General features: G+C 46.5%; 18 protein-coding genes. 6 read left to right on the plus strand and 12 right to left on the minus strand.

What is annotated here, in order from left to right:
* Positions 1–83: 83 nt before the first annotated feature.
* The 5 genes from BLR32_RS20065 to BLR32_RS20085 all read right to left on the minus strand — a co-directional run bounded on the left by BLR32_RS20065 (position 84) and on the right by BLR32_RS20085 (position 9,361).
* The gene (locus BLR32_RS20065; RefSeq protein ID WP_089834623.1) at positions 84–2,471 is read right to left on the minus strand and encodes an ABC transporter permease; all 2,388 of its coding nucleotides are present in this window, start codon (positions 2,469–2,471) and stop codon (positions 84–86) included.
* A 20-nt stretch (positions 2,472–2,491) separates the two neighbouring features.
* Positions 2,492–4,849 (minus strand): ABC transporter permease, encoded by a 2,358-nt coding sequence (locus BLR32_RS20070; protein WP_089834624.1) that lies wholly within the window; start codon positions 4,847–4,849, stop codon positions 2,492–2,494.
* Between the two features lie 43 nt (positions 4,850–4,892).
* Positions 4,893–5,582 carry an ABC transporter ATP-binding protein gene (locus BLR32_RS20075; protein WP_089834625.1) on the minus strand — a complete coding sequence of 230 codons (690 nt, stop codon included), beginning with the start codon at positions 5,580–5,582 and terminating at the stop codon, positions 4,893–4,895.
* 36 nt (positions 5,583–5,618) lie between these two features.
* Positions 5,619–8,021, minus strand: coding sequence for an ABC transporter permease (locus tag BLR32_RS20080; RefSeq protein WP_176842359.1), 2,403 nt, complete (start codon positions 8,019–8,021; stop codon positions 5,619–5,621).
* 92 nt (positions 8,022–8,113) lie between these two features.
* On the minus strand, positions 8,114–9,361 hold the full coding sequence (locus BLR32_RS20085; protein ID WP_089834627.1) for an efflux RND transporter periplasmic adaptor subunit: 1,248 nt from the start codon (positions 9,359–9,361) through the stop codon (positions 8,114–8,116).
* Positions 9,362–9,648: 287 nt separating this feature from the next.
* Between BLR32_RS20085 and BLR32_RS20090 the strand changes: the two genes are divergently transcribed.
* The 5 genes from BLR32_RS20090 to BLR32_RS20110 are packed head-to-tail and all read left to right on the plus strand — an operon-like array spanning position 9,649 to position 15,613.
* Positions 9,649–11,001, plus strand: coding sequence for a sigma-54-dependent transcriptional regulator (locus BLR32_RS20090; RefSeq protein ID WP_089834674.1), 1,353 nt, complete (start codon positions 9,649–9,651; stop codon positions 10,999–11,001).
* An 8-nt stretch (positions 11,002–11,009) separates the two neighbouring features.
* Positions 11,010–12,347, plus strand: a complete 1,338-nt coding sequence (locus tag BLR32_RS20095) for a sensor histidine kinase (RefSeq protein WP_089834628.1) — start codon at positions 11,010–11,012, stop codon at positions 12,345–12,347.
* Between the two features lie 48 nt (positions 12,348–12,395).
* Positions 12,396–13,112 carry a lysoplasmalogenase gene (locus tag BLR32_RS20100; RefSeq protein WP_089834629.1) on the plus strand — a complete coding sequence of 239 codons (717 nt, stop codon included), beginning with the start codon at positions 12,396–12,398 and terminating at the stop codon, positions 13,110–13,112.
* Between the two features lie 30 nt (positions 13,113–13,142).
* Positions 13,143–14,741 carry an L-aspartate oxidase gene (gene nadB / locus BLR32_RS20105; RefSeq protein ID WP_089834630.1) on the plus strand — a complete coding sequence of 533 codons (1,599 nt, stop codon included), beginning with the start codon at positions 13,143–13,145 and terminating at the stop codon, positions 14,739–14,741.
* An 11-nt stretch (positions 14,742–14,752) separates the two neighbouring features.
* Positions 14,753–15,613 carry a lysophospholipid acyltransferase family protein gene (locus BLR32_RS20110; RefSeq protein ID WP_089834631.1) on the plus strand — a complete coding sequence of 287 codons (861 nt, stop codon included), beginning with the start codon at positions 14,753–14,755 and terminating at the stop codon, positions 15,611–15,613.
* A 60-nt stretch (positions 15,614–15,673) separates the two neighbouring features.
* On the opposite strand, the gene BLR32_RS20115 is transcribed toward BLR32_RS20110, so the two are convergent.
* The 6 genes from BLR32_RS20115 to BLR32_RS20140 form a co-directional block, all read right to left on the minus strand.
* The gene (locus BLR32_RS20115; RefSeq protein WP_089834632.1) at positions 15,674–16,006 is read right to left on the minus strand and encodes a BON domain-containing protein; all 333 of its coding nucleotides are present in this window, start codon (positions 16,004–16,006) and stop codon (positions 15,674–15,676) included.
* 73 nt (positions 16,007–16,079) lie between these two features.
* Positions 16,080–16,889, minus strand: a complete 810-nt coding sequence (locus BLR32_RS20120; protein WP_089834675.1) for an SDR family oxidoreductase — start codon at positions 16,887–16,889, stop codon at positions 16,080–16,082.
* Between the two features lie 95 nt (positions 16,890–16,984).
* The gene (locus BLR32_RS20125) at positions 16,985–18,406 is read right to left on the minus strand and encodes an MBL fold metallo-hydrolase (RefSeq protein ID WP_317042841.1); all 1,422 of its coding nucleotides are present in this window, start codon (positions 18,404–18,406) and stop codon (positions 16,985–16,987) included.
* A gap of 323 nt (positions 18,407–18,729) precedes the next feature.
* The gene (locus BLR32_RS20130; RefSeq protein ID WP_012788619.1) at positions 18,730–19,089 is read right to left on the minus strand and encodes an ArsR/SmtB family transcription factor; all 360 of its coding nucleotides are present in this window, start codon (positions 19,087–19,089) and stop codon (positions 18,730–18,732) included.
* A gap of 294 nt (positions 19,090–19,383) precedes the next feature.
* Positions 19,384–20,061, minus strand: a complete 678-nt coding sequence (gene tsaB, locus BLR32_RS20135; RefSeq protein ID WP_176842360.1) for a tRNA (adenosine(37)-N6)-threonylcarbamoyltransferase complex dimerization subunit type 1 TsaB — start codon at positions 20,059–20,061, stop codon at positions 19,384–19,386.
* A 19-nt stretch (positions 20,062–20,080) separates the two neighbouring features.
* Entirely contained in the window at positions 20,081–20,758 is a 678-nt protein-coding gene (locus tag BLR32_RS20140) for a 3-hydroxyacyl-CoA dehydrogenase family protein (protein WP_089834635.1), read from the minus strand.
* A 61-nt stretch (positions 20,759–20,819) separates the two neighbouring features.
* Here BLR32_RS20140 and BLR32_RS20145 point away from each other — a divergent pair, with 61 nt between their 5' ends.
* A complete protein-coding gene (locus BLR32_RS20145; RefSeq protein ID WP_089834636.1) occupies positions 20,820–21,200 on the plus strand; it encodes a RidA family protein in 381 nt (126 codons plus the stop codon).
* Between the two features lie 55 nt (positions 21,201–21,255).
* Here the strand turns inward: BLR32_RS20145 and BLR32_RS20150 are convergent, their stop codons facing one another.
* Positions 21,256–22,908: a L,D-transpeptidase family protein gene (locus BLR32_RS20150; protein WP_089834637.1), complete on the minus strand. Its 1,653-nt coding sequence runs from the start codon at positions 22,906–22,908 to the stop codon at positions 21,256–21,258.
* Positions 22,909–22,996: the final 88 nt, after the last annotated feature.

The following is a 22,996-nucleotide window of genomic DNA, read 5'->3' on the forward strand; positions in this document are numbered from 1 at the left end:
AATTAAAAGCTATGGGCGGGTAGACACCTGCCCATGACACATTTCACTTGTCATATTTAAACGTAACTACTAAAGAAACTTTCTTACTCGGTGCGTAATGACTTCACCGGATTGGTCATTGCTGCCTTCATGGTTTGTATGCTGACCGTAGCCAGTGCGATAACCACCGCTACACAACCAGCTGCCAGGAATACCCACCACGGTACATCAATACGGTAGGCGAAATCCTTCAACCACTGGTACATCAGGTACCAGGCCAGTGGTGTGGCCACCAGCAGGGCAATGGCTATCAGCTTAATGAAATCAGTAGACAGCAACAACAGAATATTGTTAACGGAAGCCCCCAATACTTTCCGGATACCAATCTCTTTGGTGCGCTGTATTACGATATAAGAGATCAATCCCAACAATCCCAGTGTGGCAAGGAAAATAGCCAGGATGGCGAATGTCAGTACCAGCTGACCGAAACGGAAGTCGCCCCGGTACTGGCGGTCGAAATCATCATCCACAAAGAAATAATTAAACCGTCCTTCCGGTACATACCTGTTATATATAGCTTCTACACCGGCAATAACCTTTTTGGCATCTTTAGGACTAACAGTAATCGTCATGGGAACAAACGCTTCCGGCTCAATACGCAATGTCAGTGGAGACACAGCCTCTTTCAGGGAGCGGTAGTTAAAATTCTTAATCACGCCAATGATGGTTCCCTTTCTTCCCCACTGGTCGAATTTCTTTCCAATGATCTCTTCCGGTTTGCTATACCCCAGCGAGGATACAACCGCTTCATTTACAAGCATCGCCTGCGTACTGTCTGTCGCCATTTGAGGAGAGAATGCACGTCCGGCCAGCACTTTGATCTCGTATTGCTTGATGAAGTCATAGTCTATAAAGTACAGGTTAATGTTGCTGGCCTGCATTTCGCCATTCTTCATCTCGATATTACTATATGCAGAGTTCTGGAACCTGCCCGGTATGGCAGATGAGAACGTGGCGCCGGAGACACCCTGTACATTCAATACCTGTTGCCTGATATCAAACCATTTCTCTTTCATATTATCGACACCACCAAACTCCACTACCAGCTGTTGGTCTTTCTTAAATCCGAGATCGCGGCTCTGCAGGTATAATAACTGGTAATAAACGATCATTACGCCTGCTATCAATACAATCGTGATAACGAACTGGAACACCACCAATCCTCTTCTCAGGAACAGTCCTTTGTTACTGCTGCTGAAAGCGCCTTTCAGCACGACTACCGGTTTATAAGAAGACAATACGAGTGCAGGATAAATACCTGCCAGTAAGCCCACAGCTATCGCAATGAACAGAAACCATCCGATAGTGCCGGTAAGGAATATATTGTATGCTATTTCTTTTCCCGCCAGCAGGTTAAAAGGTGGCAGCAATAACTGGCTCAGGGCCACTGACAACACAAAAGCGAATAAGCTGAGCAACAAAGTCTCACACAGGAACTGGAAGGTGAGCTGTGACTCATAAGCCCCTACCGATTTCCGTACCCCTACTTCTCTTGCTCTCTCTGTTGCCCTGGCAGTAGCGAGGTTCACAAAGTTGATAACAGCTATCAGGAGGATGAAAACAGCCACGATGGAGAATATGTATATATTGGTAATACTTCCCTTTACAGCAGCAGGTCTTTTCGAAGTCATGTATACATCTTTCAGGCGTTCCAGGTGTAATGTGTAATACATGTTGTTCCTCTTCATCGTGCTTCCTATATGGCTTTCCATAAAGGCAGGCAGCTTCTTCTCCAGTTTGGCGGCATCAGCACCCGGTGCCAGCAGCAGGTATGTGAGCATACCAAAATTGCCCCATGATTCGGTAAGGTTCTGTCCCATTCTTTCGGCAGTAGCCATAGAGATCACCATGTCAAAAGGCAGATGGGAATTCTCAGGCACGTCCTTCATCAATCCTGTTACCTTGATGGTGACTTTTCCTCCATCCATCTGAAAAGTCTTACCCATAGGATCTGCTGATCCGAAATATTTCTTTGCCTTGCTTTCTGTCAATACAGCGGTAAAAGGCTCTGCCAATGCATTCTTTGCGGTGCCTCTTATCAGCTGGAATGAGAATATATCAAATAAGGTAGAATCAGCCATCGCCACTCTATCCTCATCGTACTTATTACTGCCGATGGTGACCAGTGCATTTTGCAGGTTTATCCTGACAGATGAAACTACTTCTGGGAAATCTGCCTTGATATTAGGTCCCATGGGCGCAGAGGTGATGTCTGCTTCTATCAGTTCAGTCGGTGTCTTTACATCTGTCACCACCCTGTAGATCCTGTCTTTATTCTTGTGGAACGAGTCATAGCTTAACTCAAAACGCACGTACATAAATATCAGGAAGCAGCAGGTCATACCTATTGTCAGCCCCAGTATATTGATGAAGGAGTAGAATTTCTGTTTTCGAATATTCCTCCAGGCAATCTTCAGATAATTCTTGATCATACAGTTCTTTTTACGGTTGGCTATTCAGTTCTTAAAGATCGTACGGGATTAGCCAATGCAGCTTTCACCGCCTGGAAAATTACTGTCAGCAGTGCTACCATGATAGCCAGGCCGCCGGCCATTATAAATACGCCCCAGTTGATAGTGATGCGGTATGCATAGTCTTCCAGCCACTTGTTCATGATATACCAGGCAAGCGGCACAGATAATGCTATTGATATCATGACGATCTTCAGGAAATCGCTGGTTAATAGTGTTATGATGTTGGTGACAGAAGCACCCAGTACTTTCCTTACACCTATTTCCTTCACCCTTTGTCCGGTGGCAAACGTAGCCAATCCGAAGAGACCCAGGCAGCTGATAAAGATGGCGATGCCTGCGAAATAGTTAAACAGTTTACCGGTACGTCTGTCCAGTTTGTATATCTTGTCCAGATTATCGTCGAGGAAGTTATACCTGAAAGGAAAGCCAGGATTGTAGCGTTTATAGAGCCGCTCTGCGGATGCCACTGCCTTGTCCATTTCTCCCGCTTTTGTCTTTACATATACCATAAAACTAACAGGACTGTAATGGATCACCAGCGGACCAATTTTCTCGTGGAGGGAGGCATAATGGAAGTCTTTGATGACACCAATGATAATACCGTCCTTATCCCATAGTTTGAATTTCTTTCCCACAGGGTCTTTCATTCTCATCATTTTTGCAGCCGTTTCATTGATGATGAAATGTGCAGAATCAGCCTTTGAATTGGTAAAGTTTTGTCCCCCGACAAATCTGAATTTCATCATTTGCACGAAGTTCTTATCTGCAGAGAATGCATGTACAATCAGCGATTCGTTCTTTTCTTTACCGTCCCAATAGGTATCGCCGGTACTGGCATCAATGCCGGTCATACTTTGATTGGCCGTTGCCGCTGCTGCAATACCGGGAGAGCCTGATAACTCTTGAGTAGCAGCTTCCAGGTGGTCGTACATCTGACCGGAATAAAAGGAAAAGATATTCTCCTTGTCGTAACCGAGCGCTTTTGATTTTATATACCGCAGCTGCTGGCCCACTACCAGTGTACTGACAATCAGCACGGTGGCAATGAGGAACTGCACGACTACCAGGACACGACGGAAGGACACGTTACCGCCGGAAAGGGTCAGTCCTCCCTTTAATGTTTTCAGGGGGTTAAACGAGGATAAAATAACTGCAGGATAAATACCCGCTACTATCAGGGTTACCAGCATGGACAGACCGATGGCAAATATCATTTGCAGGTTCTTCAGACCGAACGAAAGATGTTTGTCAGTAAGATTATTATAGAAAGGGATCAGTAAGAGGATCATAATCACAGCCAGTACCAATGCCAGTGCAAATACCAGCACAGATTCCCATATAAACTGGATAAACAGCTGTCTCCTGCTGGCGCCTACTATTTTACGAACGCCCACTTCAGCAGCTCTTTGCATAGCCCTGGCGGTAGACAGGTTTACATAGTTCACACAAGCAATCAATAGTATCACTATGGCAATGATCAGAAATATCCGCACTATTTTGATACTGCCTTCACTCAGATCGGGGTTATACAGGTGCACATCATACAGCGGCTGTACGTTATATTTTATGGCTGCCTCCTGCTGACCGTCCGGACGCAATCTGGCCAGTCCGGCAGACACTTTTTCGATGGATGTATGGGGCGCCAGTTGCAGATAGGTAGTGAAAAAGAAGTCGCCCCAGTCATCATCCAGTGTGGTCCAGGATCCATTCCCTCCAAATTTTGCCTGGAGTATACTGAACGGCAGCATGAACTCATACCGGATGCTGGACTGCTCCGGAAAATCTTCCATTAGTCCGGTTACAACATAATTCTTTCCATCTCCTGCGATGACCTTTCCCATTACATCCGTAGTGCCGAAGTATTTCAGGGCAGCGCTGCGTGTTACAACGAGAGAAGTGTTATCAAGGAAAGGATGTTGTACATCCCCTTTCAGCAGTGGGAATGTGAACAATGTGAAAAAGGACGGTTCAACAAAGCCTGTCTTAATATCAAAGAAGTCGTTATTGTTGTACGAGAACTTTGAGATATCCCCCCAGTTATCCCTGGTGCGTACAGCCTTCTGTACGCCGGGAATCTCTTTCACAGCGTGTACTGCTATAGGTCCCGGCATGCCTTCCCAGGTCTGTACGTCAGTACCGGAAGTAAAGCTGACGGTCAGCTTATAGAGATTGTCTCCCTTCTCATGGAATCTGTCATAACTTAACTCATCCTGCACCCATACAAGTATCAGGATACCTACTGCGAGGCCGATAGCCAGGCCGCCTATATTAATACTACTGTACATTTTATAGCGGCGCAGGTTCCGCCAGCCAATCCGCAGATAGTTGTTAAGCATATGGGTAAGTTTATATGATGATTGATGTATCTATACCAGGTGATCAGACATGGAATTGTTCTTTGATATTCTCTGTCACAACACGACCATCGAACAGGTTAACCACACGGTGAGCAAAACCCGCATCGTAAGGGCTATGTGTTACCATCACCATGGTGGTGCCGGCTTCATTCAGCTCCTGCAACAGCTTCATTACTTCTTCCCCATTGGTGGAGTCCAGGTTACCCGTAGGCTCATCCGCCAGGATCATTTTAGGGTTCGCTACTACAGCGCGGGCAATAGCCACACGTTGCTGCTGACCACCGGACAATTGTTGTGGGAAGTGGTTACGGCGGTGCATGATGTTCATACGTTCCAGTACTTTTTCCACTTTGTCTTTCCTTTCGCTGGCAGGTACTTTCAGGTATAACAGCGGCAGCTCCACATTTTCGAATACAGTCAGCTCGTCTATCAGGTTAAAACTCTGGAATACGAAACCAATAGAACCTTTTCTGAGCTGTGCACGCTGACGCTCACTCATTCTGGCCACTTCATGATCCCAGAAATGATATTCTCCACCGCTGGGATTATCCAGCAGCCCCAGGATATTCAGTAAGGTAGATTTACCGCAACCTGAAGGGCCCATAATGGCCACAAACTCTCCTTCTTTCACTTCCATATTGATCCCATTCAGGGCAGAAGTTTCTATTTCTTCTGTTGTAAAGATCTTTTGCAGATTGACTGTACGTATCATCGACTTCGGTTTAATAATTTTTAAATTGAACGTATATTATTCACTTCTCAACAGCCCTGTAGGGTTTGCACTGGCAGTTCGGAAGCATTGTAAAGCAATCAGAATATAGGTTAAACTGAAGGTAACGGCACCCGCAATGATGAATGGCGTTACACTCATGCTGGTGCGGTAAGCATAATCATCCAGCCAGTGATCGGCTATGATATAGGCTACTGGCCATGCAATGAGATTGGCGATTAATATGACTGATGTGTATTCTTTCAGGAACAGGTAAATAATATTACGGGTATTAGCCCCCAGCACTTTTCTTACACCGATCTCTTTGGTGCGGCGGGTGAGACTGAAGGCTACCACACCGGCAGCGCCCAGCAATATAATGATAAAGTTCAGTGCAGAGGCTACATTAGCCGCTTGTTTCAGACGGGTTTCAGTGGTGTACATTGACTGAAACTTATCATCCATAAAGAAGTATTCAAACGGAGCATCCGGGAAGCGGGCCTTCCACACAGATTCAATACCTGCTACGGCCTTCCTGGCATCAGCAGTTTGCAGTTTGATACTGAGGAAGCGATACTGAATGCCTGTATTCTGGGATAAGAACATCATAGGCGAAATCTTCTGCTGCATAGTGGTGAAGTGAAAATCCTTCACGATACCCTTTACCCTGAACGTTCCTCCCTGAGGTCCCTGAGTCACCAGCTGCTCTCCTACTCCTGTTTTCAGGTGTAAAGCCTTTACAGCAGATTCATTGAGCACCACATCCGCAGGATTATCCTGGTCTGTAAAGAAAGCGCCTGCCAACATCTTCAACCCGAAAGTAGCTGCGTAATTCCCATCGGTTATCAGGGTTCCCACATTCACGGGCGCATCGCTGGTACCACCCCGGGGCATGATGGAAACACCTCCGCCATTCATGCCATCAGGCACTTCATAGGAAATAGTCGCGCTCTTTACCCCGGCATTTCTCATCATTTCGTCCCTTACCTGCTCTATACGTTTCAACCCTTCAGCATCCCACTGGCGCGGCACAGAAGCGATGACCAACAGCTGTTCCTTGCTGTATCCCAGTTCTTTTTTGAAGAAGTAATCTATCTGCCGGGAGATGTACAAGGTGCATACGAATACCAGCACCGCCAGGGAGAACTGTATGACCAGTGAGCCCTTTCTGAACAATAGCTCCCCTTTACCTACGGAGATCTTTCCTTTCAGTACTTTCAGCAGATGGCTGGCCGTCAGCACGAAAGCAGGGTAAATACCAGCAATCAATCCTACGACAGCCACCAGCAATACATAAAACAACACCATCATTCCTGAGAATGACCATACATGAGGCAAGGTTTTGTTCAGCACCTGTCCGAACAGTGGGCGTAACAGCTCAAAGAAAGCAATGGAAAGAAAGGCCGCTATAGCAGTCAGTACAAGTGATTCTGCCAGAAATTGTGTGATCAGTTCCTGGCGTTTGCCACCAAAAACTTTCCGCAAACCGATCTCTTTTAACCTGTATACAGAGGTACCTATACTGATATTCACATAATTGATCACAGCCATCAGCAGGACGAAGAAAGCAATGACTGCCAGGATGTAACACATCTTTCTTACCAGGCCGTTATTTGTATCCAGGTAGAATGTATCCATCCCTACCAGCTGAATACTCATGTTATCTTTCAGCTGCTGGTTGCAGTTCATCGTCACGAGCTTTCTGATGGGCGCAGCCAGTTGTTCCGGCTTCACCCCTGGTTGCAGTGTTATATAGGAAGCCATGCTCACACTGTTCCAATCCTTGTCAGCGTCTGGTGTAAGGAAGTATGCAACGTTTTGCATAGGCAGGAAAACGTCAGTCTTAAATCCATTAATGGTCGTCACAGTATTGAGACGTGTTTCACGTTTCAGTACACCCGTCACAGCATAGTTCTTTTTGCCATCCCGGCGCGTATCAATAGTCAGCACTTCATCCAGTACATCTGTTCTGCCGAAAAATTTCATCGCCGTTTCTTCGGTGATCACAATAGAATTATTATCCCGGAAAGGATGGGCAGGGTCTCCCTGTAAGAGGGATAGTCCGAAAGCGCCTATCGCTGTCGTATCGCCAGGTTGTAATGACATCCGGAAATGGCGATCCTTATAAGACATGTTCGCACTACAGGGAAAAGTTCTGTAATAATTGGCCACCAGGGAAGGATATTGATCCTTCAATGTTTTGGCCAGCGGGGCTGGTGTAATGAGGGGCATGAACATATTGTCTTCCTTCCAGGCAGATTGCAGGTAATACTGCTGGGGCAGATCTTTCAGGTTATGGTTCACCTGTTTCTCTTCCCAGATGTATACAGCTATCAGCAATGAGAAAGTAATGCCAATGGCAAGCCCCGCGATGTTGATAAAGGAAAACAGCTTACGCTTGGCCAGGTGCCTCAATGCGATAGTGATGTACATGCCTGTCATGCTGTATATGATTTTCAGGTGAGCGTTCATGGCGCCTCCCCTGCCTGCTTGCAGAGGATGGCACCGGAACTAAAACAACTGTAACTGCCGGATTAAAATACTAAAACCTCTTTGTCTCCGAAATTCTCATACGATGAGGTAATCACCTGCTCGCCCTCCTGCAAACCCTCCAACACTTCGAAATACTGTGGGTTTTTCTGTCCGAGGGAAATATTACGTTTTACCGCCCTCTTACCACTCTTATCCACCACATACACCCAGTTACCACCGGTATCAGAGAAGAAGCCGCCTACGGGCAATAAGATAGCCGAAGAAGACTTACCCAGCTCCAGACGGATAGGAGAAGATTGTCCGCGACGTATACCTTCCGGTGTTTCTCCTTCAAACCGCATATCCACATTAAAACGCGAGTTCTTTATTTCGGGATATACTTTGATGATGGTCAAAGGGTAACTTTTATTATTGAAATCAAAAGTAGCTTTCAGTCCGGGGAATACCCTGGCAACATAGTGCTCATCTACTTCAGCGCGCATCTTAAAACCATTCAGGTCATCTATCTGACCGATGTTCTGACCGGCAGTGATACTACCTCCTACTTCTGCATCTACAGAAGACAGCTGTCCGTCAATAGGCGCTCTCAATACCAGGTTAGCAAGATTATCTTTCATCATCTGCAGGTTACGCTGGGTGCGTGAGATGGTAGATTCCAGGCGGTCTATCTGAATCAGGGCATTTTCTTCCTGGAAACGCTGGCTTTCTATCTCTATCTGGCGTTTTTTCACAAGACGCTCATAGTCAATCTTATTCTTATTGAATTCCTGGCGGGATACGATCTTGTCGTCTACCAGCTGTTTGGTACGGTCGTACAGGTCTTTGGCCTGTTCTATCTGGTAATCCAGGTCGGCCACCGTCTGCTGCATGGTGTAACGGTTCTGTTTCAGGGACTGACGGGTATTCTGTAACTCGTTGATCAGACGATAGATCTCTGTTTCATGGTTCACGAAGTCCATCATCAGGTTCTGGTTTTCCAGGCGCAGGATGCTGTCTCCTCTTTTGACCATACTACCTCCTTCGAGGTATTTCTGACTCACATATCCACCTACGATGGCATCCAGGCGGATGGTCTTCAGCGGTAATACAACAGCTGTTACAGCTATATATTGATCAAAGGTCCCTTTTGTAACGGTAGACACGGTGATTTTATCCTTCTCGACATTTAGTTTCGAGCGGTGATCAGCGAATATCAGATTATAAAGAAGCAACATCGCGACAACGGCTCCCCCGCTGATAAGGGTAATCCTCTTTTTTGACCAGTACTTCTTTTCTATTTTTCTGTCCATAGGTTATACTAAATTCCTGTTCCAGATAAGACAACCGGCATGCCAAAGCGGGAAACTCAATACCACAGAGGGATTCCGGCAGGGACATATATTTTTATCGTCCTGTAACGCACACGGGACGTCCATTTCCGGACAATTTCCCTGAAGTCCGCCCGGGGCCTCAGGAAAACCGAAATCTTTTTATAATATTGCCAGTGGCCACATCCGCCAGGGCTGTCATTTCACTCCTCCTGTCAGGAACACTGTTTGCGGATCATTTGCAGAAACTAATAGATAAGATCTTATTTATGACTACACCGTTGCCCGGTAAAATCCTTATTGTAGATGATGACATGGACGTGCTCAGAGCCGCCCGGCTATTATTGAAACGTCACTTCGAGCAGGTCGACTTTGAACGCAATCCACAGAAGATACCCTACCTGGTATCCAATTTCGAGTACGATGTGATCCTGCTGGACATGAACTTTACCCGCGACCTGAGTAGCGGCAAGGAAGGATTTGAGTGGCTTGATCGCATCCTGGATATCCGTCCGGATGTGGCGGTAGTGCTTTTCACGGCCTATGGCGATGTGGAAATGGCGGTAAGGGCTATCAAGGCAGGTGCGGTAGACTTTGTGCTGAAACCCTGGGAGAATGAGAAGCTGCTGGCCACCATGCAGGGCGCCTATAATAAGAAACATAGTAACAAGGATAAGATCAATGCAGCACCGGCAGCTCCGCAGTCGGACGTACATATTATCGGCAACAGCCCTGCTATGCTGCAGGTGCTGGATACCGTAAACAGGGTAGCGGCTACAGATGCCAACGTGCTGATACTTGGAGAGAACGGTACGGGAAAGGACCTGCTGGCCCGGCATATCCACCAGCTATCCCTGCGGAATAAAAAGCCCTTCGTGAGCGTGGATCTGGGCGCTATCAGCGAAACATTATTTGAGAGTGAGTTATTCGGTCATGTAAAAGGAGCTTTTACAGACGCCCGGGAAGACCGGAGCGGCCGTTTTGAAGAAGCAAACGGAGGTACTATTTTCCTGGATGAGCTGGGGAATATCTCCCTGCCCCTGCAGGCTAAACTGCTCACCGTATTGCAGAACAGGGCCGTTACCAAGGTAGGGAGCAACAAGACCATACCGATAGATGTACGTCTGATTACCGCCACCAACAGGAATATACAACGCATGGCGGCGGAGTATCAATTCCGACAGGACTTACTTTATCGTATCAATACTATTGAAATTCAACTACCTGCGTTAAGGGAACGTCAGGAAGATATTGTTCCGCTGGCGGAATACTTTCTTCAGTTATATGCCACGAAGTATAAACGCTCAGTAAACGCCCTGCATGAATCGCTGGTGCAGCAACTGCGCCAGTATGAGTGGCCGGGCAACATCCGTGAGTTGCAACATGCTATGGAAAGAGCCGTCATCCTTTCACAGGGTAAGACGCTCATGCCCAAAGATGTATTTGTGAAGAATCCGGTACAGGACCAATCCCTTAATACCGGCTACAACCTGGAGGAAATGGAACGCAATATCATCACTCAGGCCATGAGGAAATGTAATGGCAATATCACTGAAGCGGCCAGGGAATTAGGTTTAAGCAGGGCGGCCCTTTACAGGAGACTGGAAAAGTATAACATCTAATATTACAAATGAACAGGTTCAGTGTCAATATATTACTGCGTATCATTTTACTTACGCTCAGCACTATCACCAGTGTATGGGTATGGACTGCCCTTGGCGCCTTTCCGGGTGTAGCCATGGGCATCCTTATCAGTATGCAGATATATGGCATGTACTATTACATCAACCGCGTAAACAGGAAGCTGACCTTATTCCTGGAATCTATCCGGTATGAAGATTTTTCTATCCGCTTCAGCGCTGACAATAAGCTGGGGAAAAGCTTCCAGGCACTGAACCATCAGTTCAATGAAGTGCTGGAAGCCTTCCGACAAACCAGGGCTGAGAAGGAGGCGAACCTGAAGTACATAGACACCATCGTACAGCATATCAGTATCGGGGTACTGTCGTTTGATGCCGAAGGCCGCATAGAGCTGATCAATCCAGCTGCCTTCCGTTTGCTGGGCATCTACCGGCTACGCAATATATCTGAACTGAAAAATAGCCATCCGGCCCTGCCGGAATACCTGCTGGAAATACGGTCGGGCAATAAACTCTTATACCGTACCCGGCAGGAACAGCAGCTATCTATCCATGCCGCCAGCGTACGCCTGCAGGGGCGCCTGGTGAAGCTCATCTCCATCCAGAACATCCATGCAGAGCTGCAACAAAAAGAGCTGGAAGCCTGGCAGAATCTTACCAAGATACTCCGCCATGAGATCATGAACTCTGTTACGCCTATCGTGTCCCTGATCGGCACCATGCAGGATATCGTGGAACAGGACATCTCGCCGGAAGCTGCGCAGAAAGAAGCTATTGCCGATCTGCAGGAAGCCCTGGAAACTATCAAGAGCCGTAGTAAGGGAATCATGAATTTTGTGAACGCCTATCGCGACTATACCACCCTTCCCAAACCGCAGTTTACGCATGTGAACATCAAAGAACTGCTAACGGGGGTAAGCAGCCTGCTGCTACCGGAAATGAAACAGGCGGGTATTTATTATCACTATGAGATAGAATCCGTAAGTACAGAAATACATGCAGACGTGGCACAGCTGCAGATGGTACTGATCAATCTTATCAAGAACGCCATGGATGCACTGGAACAGACCCAGACGCCATCCATACAGGTAAAGGCCAGCATGAACACGCCCAACCAGGTACATATCGAGATCACTGATAATGGTCCGGGTATAGATGCTGATGCCATGAATAAGATCTTTATCCCATTCTATACCACCAAGAAAAAAGGCAGTGGCATCGGATTAAGTCTTTCGCAGCAGATTATACAATCCCATGGAGGTCAATTGAAAGTGAGCCGCTCCGGCCATAATGGTACGACCTTTTCTGTTTTATTGCCCGTAGCCTGAAACCATTCAGAGAAAGAAATCGTACTTTAAGTACATTAATGCAAGTATATGCGTAAAGCAAGTTCTTTTCATCTCTTGTATGCCATCACGTTATTAGTTCACCTGTGTGCCATCCTTTTCCATCTGGATATTCTCCGCTACGTTTCCAAGTTCCTGTTACCGTTCATCTTAGCCGCTTATTTCATTACCGGAACGGAGGGTATTCCTGCTATTTTCCGTGTATCATTGCTGGCAGCTTTATTCTTTTCCGGCTTTGGCGACATGTTCCTGTTGTTCTATGAACAAAGTCCGCTCTTCTTTACTTGTGGGCTGGTCACCTTTGTGTTTTCATTGCTCGCCTATATTGCGTTTTTCCTGAAGATCAGGTACACCAATTATCCCCTTCCTCTATGCAACTGGCCCTTCATACTGGGAATGGCAGCCGGCATCATTGCGTTCATTTTCTTCATGCTGCCTTATCTGGGGCGGATGACGCTGCTGGTACTTATTTTTGCTGTTATCGCCTACATCATGGTGCAGTCTGTGATGCATGCCTTCAGACTTAAAGATCAGCCGTCGGGCTGGTATTCACTGGCAGGTGCCTGTATCTATATCCTCTCCTGCGTGATCATCGCCATTCATTATTTCTACCACCACCTGGAGATGGGTGCTTTCTATCTCATGCTGACTTACGGGATTGCACAATGGGGAATGGTGACCGGCGGGCTCCGTTACCTGCAGATGCGCCGGGGCTATGCCACTCCTCAGCGAATGGGAACAAATTAAACCGTACATTTGGTGCTCGCTTATGAACTTATGCAACAGACAGATTTCTTAGTGATTGGTTCTGGTATTGCGGGACTTACTTATGCCCTTAAAGTGGCAGCAGCATGTCCTGATAAAAAAATTACCATCATCACGAAAACACGTGAAGACGAGACCAATACAAAATACGCACAGGGTGGAGTAGCCGTAGTGAATGATCTTGAGAATGACAGCTTTGAAAAGCATATTGAAGACACACTGATTGCCGGCGATGGCCTCTGCAATGAGCAGATCGTAGAGATTGTAGTGAAGGAAGGACCGGAACGTGTGAATGAGATCATAGAATGGGGCGCCAACTTTGACAAGAATGCCGCGGGCGACTTCTCCCTTGGTAAAGAAGGAGGCCATTCCGAGTTCAGGGTGATCCACTACAAAGACGTCACCGGTAAGGAAATAGAGCGCGCCCTGCTGGATGCCATACATAAAAACCCGAATATAGAGCTGGTCACCCACTGCTTCGTGGTAGACCTTATTACCCAACACCATTTAGGTTACCTTGTTACCAAGGCAATGCCTGATATAGAGTGTTACGGTGTATATGTACTGAACCTCATCACCAATAAGATCGAAAAGATCCTCAGCCGCATTACCGTACTGGCAACAGGCGGGAATGGCCAGGTATACCGCAGTACCACCAATCCGACCATTGCTACCGGCGATGGTGTGGCCATGGTGTACCGCGCCAAGGGAAGGATTGAGAATATGGAATTCATCCAGTTCCATCCTACGGCTTTGTATCAGCCAGGCGTGAACAATGCCTTCCTGATCACAGAAGCGGTACGTGGCGACGGAGGTATTCTCCGTAATATCCATGGAGAAGACTTCATGCATAAATATGACCCGCGTCTTTCTCTCGCTCCACGCGATATTGTGGCAAGGGCAATAGACAGTGAGATGAAGATCACCGGTACGGAGTATGTGTACCTCGACTGCCGGCATATGGACCAGGAGAAGTTTGTGCATCATTTTCCAAACATCTATGAGAAGTGCCTTTCCATTGGCATTGATGTGAAGAAAGATATGATACCGGTAGCGCCGGCTGCGCATTACAGCTGTGGTGGTATTAAGGTCAATGAATTTGGTCGTACTTCCATCAATAACCTGTACGCCTGCGGCGAATGCTCCAGCACTGGTCTGCATGGCGCCAACAGGCTTGCCTCTAACTCTCTGCTGGAAGCGATGGTATTTGCACACCGTTGCTACATTGATGGCGTAAACAAAATTGACATGACGTCCCATAAGCTCAATGTACCAGACTGGAATGCAGCAGGTACTACTGCGCCGAAAGAGATGATCCTCATTACCCAGAGCCTTAAGGAGCTGAAACAGATCATGAGTGATTACCTGGGCATTGTGCGTACCAATGAGCGTATGCAACGCGCCAGCCGCAGGCTGGACATCCTGCACGAAGAAACTGAATCATTATACGAAAGAACAGAGGTATCGCCGCAATTGTGTGAATTGAGAAACCTGATCACTGTTGGCTACCTTATAGTAAAAGGCGCTTCTTTCCGTAAGGAAAGCCGCGGCTTACATTTTAATACTGACTATCCTGAAAAGAGCACCCTGGTACAGAATATTGTGTTATAGAAATTGATGACATGTATTATTTGTTACTGGTATTTATGTACGGCATGTCGATACTGCCGTTATGGTTACTATATCGCGTAAGTGATGTTTTATACCTGATCATTTATCACATTGTTGGTTACCGCAAATCAGTAGTATTTGAGAACCTGCGCCAGGCGTTTCCGGAAAAGACACCTGAAGAGATCACCCGGCTGGCGAAGAAATACTATCTCAACCTGACAGATATGATGGTGGAAACCGTCAAACTGCTGACCATGCGCCCAAAAGAACTGCAGCGTCGTTTTACCTGCGACCTCACCGTACTGCATGAGCTATATGCTAAAGGCAAAAGTTGCCAGATGCACCTTGGTCATAACTTCAACTGGGAATGGGCGAACCTGTTTTGCATGCAAGGCGTTCAATATCCTTTTCTTGTAGTCTATATGCCGCTGACTAATAAAGCGGGCGACCGTATGTTCAGGCATTTTCGCGAGAAGTCTGGCAGTATACTGCTGCCAGCCAACGACATCAAGGAAAGCATGCAGCCCTGGATCAATAAGCAATATCTGATAGCATTGGTAGCAGATCAGAACCCCGGCAATCCACGTCGCAGCTACTGGTTTCCTTTTCTGAACAGGATGACGGCTTTTTATAAGGGGCCGGAAATGACAGCGAGAAGAAGTGATATACCTGTTGTATTTGTGGACATCCGGAAGACAAGGAGAGGATATTATCATGCTACGCTAAAACTGGCATTTGAGGAACCATCAGCGGTGCCGGAAGGAACTATTACTGAATCATTTGTAAAATACCTGGAGAATAACATACGTGAACAACCGGAAGTATGGGTATGGAGCCACAGAAGGTGGAAACATGTGTACAACGGGGAATAAATAAGGCTGAATTGATCAGAATCGCCTCAGCGGTTCACTGATCAATTCAGCCTGTTGAATCTATTTCATTGCAGCGCTGTCTTTCGGCATTGTAGTATCAGCAGCCGCTGGTGGGGGCGGTGGAGGTACTGCAGCCTGCACCATAATATTATTCGTAACGGCTTTTACGCCATTAACGCCTTTAACGGCATCTTCTGCAGCCATTTTAGCCGCTTCGTCAGGTACTTCACCACTCAGGGTCACAACTCCTTCTTTCACTTCAGCACTTACTCCGGGAGTGGCTGTCAGTTTTTCATTTACTGACTGCTGAACATTACTGTCGCTAGGCTGACAGGAAAATAAGCAAACGGCCAGGAACATTGTTCCAGCCATCAGGAATGTTTTACATTTCATGGTTAAAAGTTTAACAATTTAAAACAAATAACATGCTAAACTGCGGGATTGTTCTATCACAAACAACTGTTAATCAGCCATTATCTGCAAAACCGGGATATAGGGTCATTCCTCCATCCACAAAAAGGGTGGTTCCTGTTACATAATCACTCTCGTCACTGGCCAGCCACACCGCCGCTTTAGCTACATCTTCGGGTACTCCTACCCTGCCGTATGGGATCAGTTCCAGTAGTTTTTTCTCATCCTCGGGTGTATCCCAGGCATCTTCATTGATACGTGTTTTTATAGCACCCGGGGCAAGGCTGTTGACCCTTATCTTATACGGTGCCAGTTCCTGTGCCATCGACTGCATCAGGAGCTTTACCCCACCCTTGCTGGCAGCATAGTTTACATGTCCGGACCAGGGTATCACTTCATGAACACTGCTCATGCAGATAATCTTCCCTGCAGCTCTTGAGCGGCCTTCCACAACACCCCTGCGTTTAAATTCCCGGGCGGCCTCCCTTGCACAAAGAAACTGGCCGGTAAGGTTCGTGCTGATCACTTTATTCCATTGCTCCAATGTCATGTCAAGCAAGGACGCATCCTGCTGAATGCCGGCATTGGCAACTACGATATCTACTGTACCATAGCGGGAAAATATTTCCGCAAACATGGCCCTGACCTCTTCCTCTTTACTGATATCACATTGCCTGATAAAGCCGTCGCTACCCGCTGCTTTGATCTTTTCCAGCACTTCTTCAGCGCCATTCAGACTCTTGTCGCTATGATGATTCACTACCACTTTAGCCCCGGCTTCCCCCAGTGCTATGGCTATGGCAGCGCCTATACCACTGCTGCTGCCGGTAACAAGTGCAATTTGTCCGTCTAAAAGTTTTCCCATTGCAAGGTTTTCTTCTAAGGGGTCAAAAAGTATACCTGCAAAGAAAAAGGCCCCATGGTGTAACCACGGAGCCTTCATTTCATGTATCCTTAACCTTAGTTTAATACGTTCTTTTCCTTTACGACCTTGAGGCCTTTCTGTTCTTTCATGGCATTGTAACCGCCTTCCACGTTACGCAGGTTGTGAATACCTTCCCGCTTCATGATAGAACATGCGATGATGCTACGGTAACCGCCCTGACAGTGCACATACAGATTGTGGTTATCGTCAAAATCAGCCAGATTTCCGGGGTCTGTCATATCGCTGAGGGTAATGTTCATAGCCCCTTCGATATGACCGTCTGCATACTCCGCAGGCTTACGTACATCCACAATTACGAGGTTGTTATCGTGCGGCAGGTCCATTGCAAGTTCATCGGCTTCTACAGTGATGATGAGATCACGTTCTTCACCAGCGGCAACCCAGGCTTCATAACCACCTTCCAGGTAACCGGCTACATGGTCAAAGCCAACACGGGCAAGACGTACGATGGTTTCTTCTTCTTTTCCGGGACTGGTTACCAGTATGATCTCTTCGCCGAATGGCAGCAGACTGCCTGCCCATTCAGCAAAACGTCCTTCCAGGCCAATGCTGAGTGAACCGGGTACAAATCCTTCAGCAAATTCACTGGCAGGACGTGTATCCAGGATCAGGACTTCCTCTTTCATTTTCTGCTTGAACTCAGCTACAGATAAAGGGCGGTTGCTTTTTTCCATTACGGCCTGCAACGCATCATATCCTTCTTTGTTGATACGCGCATTGATAGGGAAGTAAGAGGGCGGTGTGTTAAGGCCGGAAGTAACTTCTTTGATAAACTCTTCTTTATTCTCAGCCTTCAGTGCATAGTTCGTGCTCTTCTCATCACCCAGTGTACTGTAGGTATGAGGTCCCAGGTTTTTACCACAGGATGAGCCGGGACCATGCGCCGGATATACGATCACATTATCAGGCAGTATCTTGATCTTGCTGTTGAGAGAATCATACAGATAGCCAGCCAGTTCTTCCTTGGTGAGGTTGCCGCTGAACAGATCAGGGCGTCCTACATCTCCTACAAAGAGGGTGTCGCCGGTGAAGAGACTATGCGGCTGTCCTGCTTCATCGCTCAACAGGTAACAGGTAGATTCCAATGTGTGACCAGGTGTATGTAATACTTCAAGTGTCAGTTTGCCGATAGTAAATTTCTCTCTGTCTTTAGCGAGATATATCGGGAAGTTGGTAACTGCTTCAGGACCGTATACAATCGGAGCGTTGGTGGCAGCAGCGAGGTCAAGATGACCAGACACAAAGTCTGCATGGAAGTGTGTCTCAAAAATATACTTAATGGTGGCGTTGCGTTCTTTAGCAAGGTCAAGGTAAGCGTCTATATCCCTCAGGGGATCTATCACAACAGCTTCTCCTCCGGACTCAATAAAGTAGGCAGCTTCTGATAAGCAATTGGTATAAAGTTGCTTGACGAACATGGTTTTTGATTTCTGCAAAATTACGGATTTATCCGCAGGAGGGAACGTCTGACAAATGGCCATATATATGCCATGTTAAAATATCTCTGTTACCCGTTATGTTGCATAACCAGCAGTCAGGTTGAAAAATTAAAGGAATAGGTTGCGTAGATGCATGTTTATATCCCCGAGGAATTAACCCGGAGTCAACGCGCGCAGATATCTATGTACGTTCGGTTAACGTGCACACCAATTACATCCTGAAAAATTAGAGCCTAACTAAAAGTTCCATTAGTATACTCTTAGTTAGGCCCGAATATTTTTTTTGTACTCTGTTTTTTGACCAGTACTCTAAAACCAGATTAGCCTACCAGCTCCTCTACGAATTTGGCAACTTCTGCTATACGCTGTTTGTTGATCGTATAGTGGATGAATTTACCATCTCTTTCTGTAATCACAATGCCGGCACGGCGCAGAATAGCCAGGTGCTGTGAGGCCACTGACTGCTCGAGACGCAGCTTAACGTAGATTTCAGTTACTGTCATTTTTTTGTGATCTTCCAGCAACTTAATCATTTGCTGGCGCAGCTTATGGTTTATTGCACGCAAAACCATAGCAGCCTTCTTAACGGCAATGTAATCCAATTTTATTTGGTCTTTTTCATTGGTACCTCTAGAAATAATAAGAGTATTAGAAGAGGTCGTTAATAATGTTTTTTCCATCGCATAATAGTTTTAAAAAATGATGAAATGAAAGGGATCAACGGACAGTAAACCCATAACTTGTTAGAAAACAATAACCGGGTATCGATTTATACAAAAATATAATATTAGTCGTAATAAAAAAAACTTCTATACCTTATTTTTTAATATATGCAGGGCGTTTACTTGCCAAATAAACATAATTTGACAGTTTCATGACACAAATTGACGTAAGTGTAGGGATTACGCTTCTTAATAAGACGTAAAAAGCCTGTTATCATGGTAATGAAGGTCATTTCCGGCCTTACAAACGACCTATTTTTTCATTGTAGAGTGGAAAGGCTTGAGGTAAAAAGGGCTGAAATAAGCTACATCTTCGAATGCTTTACGTTCATAAGCAGCTGTAGCCAGCGGCACCATATCCGCAGCGTTTAATATATATGGAACGAATAAGGCGTTGGAATTGGATGGCATCAATTGTTGCCACTTATCGCTGCCATTGCCGAAAAAGTAGGTTTTCTTCGTTGCTACCTGTTCGCTGAATGCTTCAGGCGTGAGTATTAATGCGTGCGGCGCTACGACGATATTCAGGGAAGCATCATATACTGCAGTATATACTTCCATTCTTCGTGCATCCAGCATAGGACAATATAAGGCATCTGTGTCTTGTAAGCGGGACTGTACGCCCTGCGCCATCATCTGTAAGGTAGATACACCTATCAATGGTTTCTCCCAGGTATAACACAGGCCCTTTGCAGTAGCCACGCCCACACGTAATCCTGTATAGGAACCTGGTCCTGCGCTAACAGCGATAGCATCGAGGTCCTGGGGCTTTACCTGTTGCTCGCGCATAATCTCCTGTACAAACAATACCATACTGGCGGCATGGTCCTGTTGTTTATCATTCACCAATGTCTGTAAAGGTTGTCCGTCTTTCGACAGACAAACAGATCCGATCGTGGTAGCAGTGTCGATATGCAATATCAGAGACAATATATACAGTTTAATTATTTCACACAGCGGTCATATTCATGCCTGCTTCCTGTGCAAGCAGCGCACTAATTTTATACCGTTCATTTCCAGTAGCCTTGTATACAGCGTCCAGCACGCTATATACCTGTCTTACACCAATTTCTTCACACCATTCAAATGGCCCCTTCGGATAGTTGGTACCCAGCCGCATCGCAATGTTAATATCTTCGCGTGATGCTGTTCCTTCTTCTGCGGCCATATATGCTTCGTTGATGATCATACACACAACTCTCGGTGTGACCAATCCCACGCTATCTTCTACTATTTCATACTCCCAGCCTAACTCCTGCATCAGCTGTGCCACAAGAGGCTTTTGTTCATCTTCCATCACGGATACCTCCGTAACAGGCATCGCCACAAATCCTGGTAGCCAGTTACAACCTATGAGGTTAAATCCCTGTTCAAACGCATAATTATTCATAACGTCTGCGAGAGAAGTCCTCACAATAGCTGCCAGTACGGGTACCTGCGGATACTTTGCATAAATGCGGGCCCTTTCTGTATGTTCATCAAAATCCAGGTCTATTACCAGCCCGTAATCTTCCAGCGACGCTATGCGTTCTGCTGTCGTAACCTGCTGCACCCGGTGCCCACTTAAACCACCCTTTTGAAGGAAAGCAGCATAATGTTGCTCTTCTCCTATAACGAGGATATTCATGTGCAAAATTTTCGCAAACCTATTAATTAATAACTAATAATAAGACCCTATTTTTACGGTCATGGAAAAACAAATCATCAATACAAAGAACGCACCTGCTCCTATCGGCCCGTACAACCAGGCCATATTTTCAGGTAACCTGCTGTTTGTATCCGGACAAATAGCGCTGAATCCGGACAACAACCAACTGGTGCTGGATGATATCAAAACCGAAACCCACCAGGTAATGAAGAACCTGAAAGGTATCCTTTCCGAGGCGGGTCTGGACTTCGACAATGTTCTGAAGACGACCATCTTCATTATGAATATGAATGACTTCGTACAGATCAACGAAGTATACGGTTCCTATTTCTCCGGCGACTATCCTGCCCGTGAAACCGTTCAGGTGGCTGCGCTGCCTAAGGGCGTGAATGTGGAGATCTCCGTGATTGCCAGCAAATAATTTAAAAACAGATGGCCGGTAACAGCCATCTGTTTTCTCATATCATATCAGGCGACTATTTGGCACCAAATAAAGTAGCCGCCAGTCTGGCGTCATGCCCATATACATCGTCCCGGAAATTCAGCCTACCATCACTGTCTACGAAGGCAGTGAAATAGCCAATATATACCGGCACCTTCTCTTTCAGTGTGATAAACTTCTCCTTATCCCCGTTCATCGCCGCCACGATCTTTTTTTCTGTCCAGGAGGAATCTTTCCGCAGAAGCCACTCGGCCAGATGCTGCGGTTCTGAGACACGTATACAGCCATGGCTGAAAGTACGTTTGTTCTCTCCGAATAGTCCCTTTGAGGGCGTATCATGCAGATAAATGTTGTACTCGTTCGGGAACAGGAACTTGACCTTACCCAATGCATTTTTCCCTCCAGGCTTCTGACGGATGATGTAAGGGAAGTTACCACCTGAATATTTAGCCCAGTTCAATGAACCGGGATTGACAGGACTCCCGCTGCCCGTCACCACTTCCATATTCTGGCGGGCAAGGTAACCGGCATTCCTTTTCATGGCCGGTAATACTTCGTGTACCAGGATGCCGGGAGGCACATTCCAGTAGGGACTGAACACTACATACTTCATTTCATTACTGAAGATAACCGTGTTCGTGCCCGGCTTCCCTACCACTACATTACAGCTCCAGTCCAGTTTATTATTGTCGTAAACATAGAGTTTAAATGCGGGAATATTTACCAGCAGGTATTCAGCCGGTGTCTCTGCCGGCATCCAGCGGATACGTTCCATATTGATCAGGATCTGTTGTATGCGCTTCCGGGGAGTCACATTCAATGCATTCAGCAGCGCGGGCTGAATAGTACCATCCGTTTTCAGGCCCATACGTTCCTGGAAGTTGCGTATAGCCGTATCGAGCACCGGTGTAAAGAGCTGGGAGGTATCTGCGGTTGCGAGGTCGCCCAGTATATGCAGGCGCTGTTTCACCACTGCAACGATGGTATCGCGTTCACCTCGTTTATACAATTTGCGGGATGCTTTCAGTGAATCCCAGGGAGCTTTCTCTAGTACCGCCAGTTTCTTCAGCTGGTCCCGCAGCAGTTTATATTGTTTGTTCACAGGCTCTTCAAAAGCGCTGGCCGGCCTGTTGACCATAGAGTCCAGCAGGCTTTGCATATTGATTTTCTTGCGGGGAATGAACCACTCGAGTGATTTAGCGCTGTCAGAGGTCAATCCGCTCCATACTTTATTGCCATAGGCAAAAAACTGTGCGGTGAGCAATAGCTCAGCCCTGGGCATGGCCTTATCGCCTTTGCGGAATTTATCTCCTTCCATAAGCAGCGTATCGTACAATTCACGCAGCGGTTTACTAATGATGGTGCTGTCGTTCAGACCATAATCAGCATCGGCTTTCATCATATTGATAAAGTTACCTGCCTGTTCTGTGAGCTGGCCGTCGTTACCAATCCAGGCATAGTGGAATTCCCTTTGCCGGTAGAAGTCACGGATATATTCTGCGTAGGCGGTATCATGTTGCAGGAAGCTGTTTACCTGGTTACTGTCCAGTTTACGATCAATATATTCCTGTTGGGTGTAATGGCTGGTATCCCTGTCGTGTCCTTTCCTTCTTTTGCGACCTTCGCCACAGGCAGCAAGCAGCACGGTAGTTAACAACAAAAAATGACACATGTAACGTAAAGACATAAACGCAACGGAGTTTTAGTAATAAGTCTGATTGTCCCTTGCGGGCAGCATGTTTTGTAGAACAACAGCTATCCCGGCAATAATGTTT

Source organism: Chitinophaga filiformis (assembly GCF_900102545.1).
Taxonomy (GTDB): domain Bacteria; phylum Bacteroidota; class Bacteroidia; order Chitinophagales; family Chitinophagaceae; genus Chitinophaga; species Chitinophaga filiformis.

Bases quoted from the DNA above. Each gene is read 5' to 3' on its own strand.
- BLR32_RS20130 (WP_012788619.1), bottom strand. From the start codon at position 19,089: ATGGAAAAAACATTATTAACGACCTCTTCTAATACTCTTATTATTTCT.
- BLR32_RS20085 (WP_089834627.1), bottom strand. From the start codon at position 9,361: ATGGACAGAAAAATAGAAAAGAAGTACTGGTCAAAAAAGAGGATTACC.
- BLR32_RS20145 (WP_089834636.1), top strand. From the start codon at position 20,820: ATGGAAAAACAAATCATCAATACAAAGAACGCACCTGCTCCTATCGGC.
- BLR32_RS20065 (WP_089834623.1), bottom strand. From the start codon at position 2,471: ATGATCAAGAATTATCTGAAGATTGCCTGGAGGAATATTCGAAAACAG.
- BLR32_RS20075 (WP_089834625.1), bottom strand. From the start codon at position 5,582: ATGATACGTACAGTCAATCTGCAAAAGATCTTTACAACAGAAGAAATA.
- BLR32_RS20070 (WP_089834624.1), bottom strand. From the start codon at position 4,849: ATGCTTAACAACTATCTGCGGATTGGCTGGCGGAACCTGCGCCGCTAT.
- BLR32_RS20115 (WP_089834632.1), bottom strand. From the start codon at position 16,006: ATGAAATGTAAAACATTCCTGATGGCTGGAACAATGTTCCTGGCCGTT.
- BLR32_RS20080 (WP_176842359.1), bottom strand. From the start codon at position 8,021: ATGACAGGCATGTACATCACTATCGCATTGAGGCACCTGGCCAAGCGT.
- BLR32_RS20100 (WP_089834629.1), top strand. From the start codon at position 12,396: ATGCGTAAAGCAAGTTCTTTTCATCTCTTGTATGCCATCACGTTATTA.
- BLR32_RS20110 (WP_089834631.1), top strand. From the start codon at position 14,753: ATGTATTATTTGTTACTGGTATTTATGTACGGCATGTCGATACTGCCG.
- nadB (WP_089834630.1), top strand. From the start codon at position 13,143: ATGCAACAGACAGATTTCTTAGTGATTGGTTCTGGTATTGCGGGACTT.
- BLR32_RS20140 (WP_089834635.1), bottom strand. From the start codon at position 20,758: ATGAATATCCTCGTTATAGGAGAAGAGCAACATTATGCTGCTTTCCTT.
- BLR32_RS20090 (WP_089834674.1), top strand. From the start codon at position 9,649: ATGACTACACCGTTGCCCGGTAAAATCCTTATTGTAGATGATGACATG.
- BLR32_RS20095 (WP_089834628.1), top strand. From the start codon at position 11,010: ATGAACAGGTTCAGTGTCAATATATTACTGCGTATCATTTTACTTACG.
- BLR32_RS20150 (WP_089834637.1), bottom strand. From the start codon at position 22,908: ATGTCTTTACGTTACATGTGTCATTTTTTGTTGTTAACTACCGTGCTG.
- BLR32_RS20120 (WP_089834675.1), bottom strand. From the start codon at position 16,889: ATGGGAAAACTTTTAGACGGACAAATTGCACTTGTTACCGGCAGCAGC.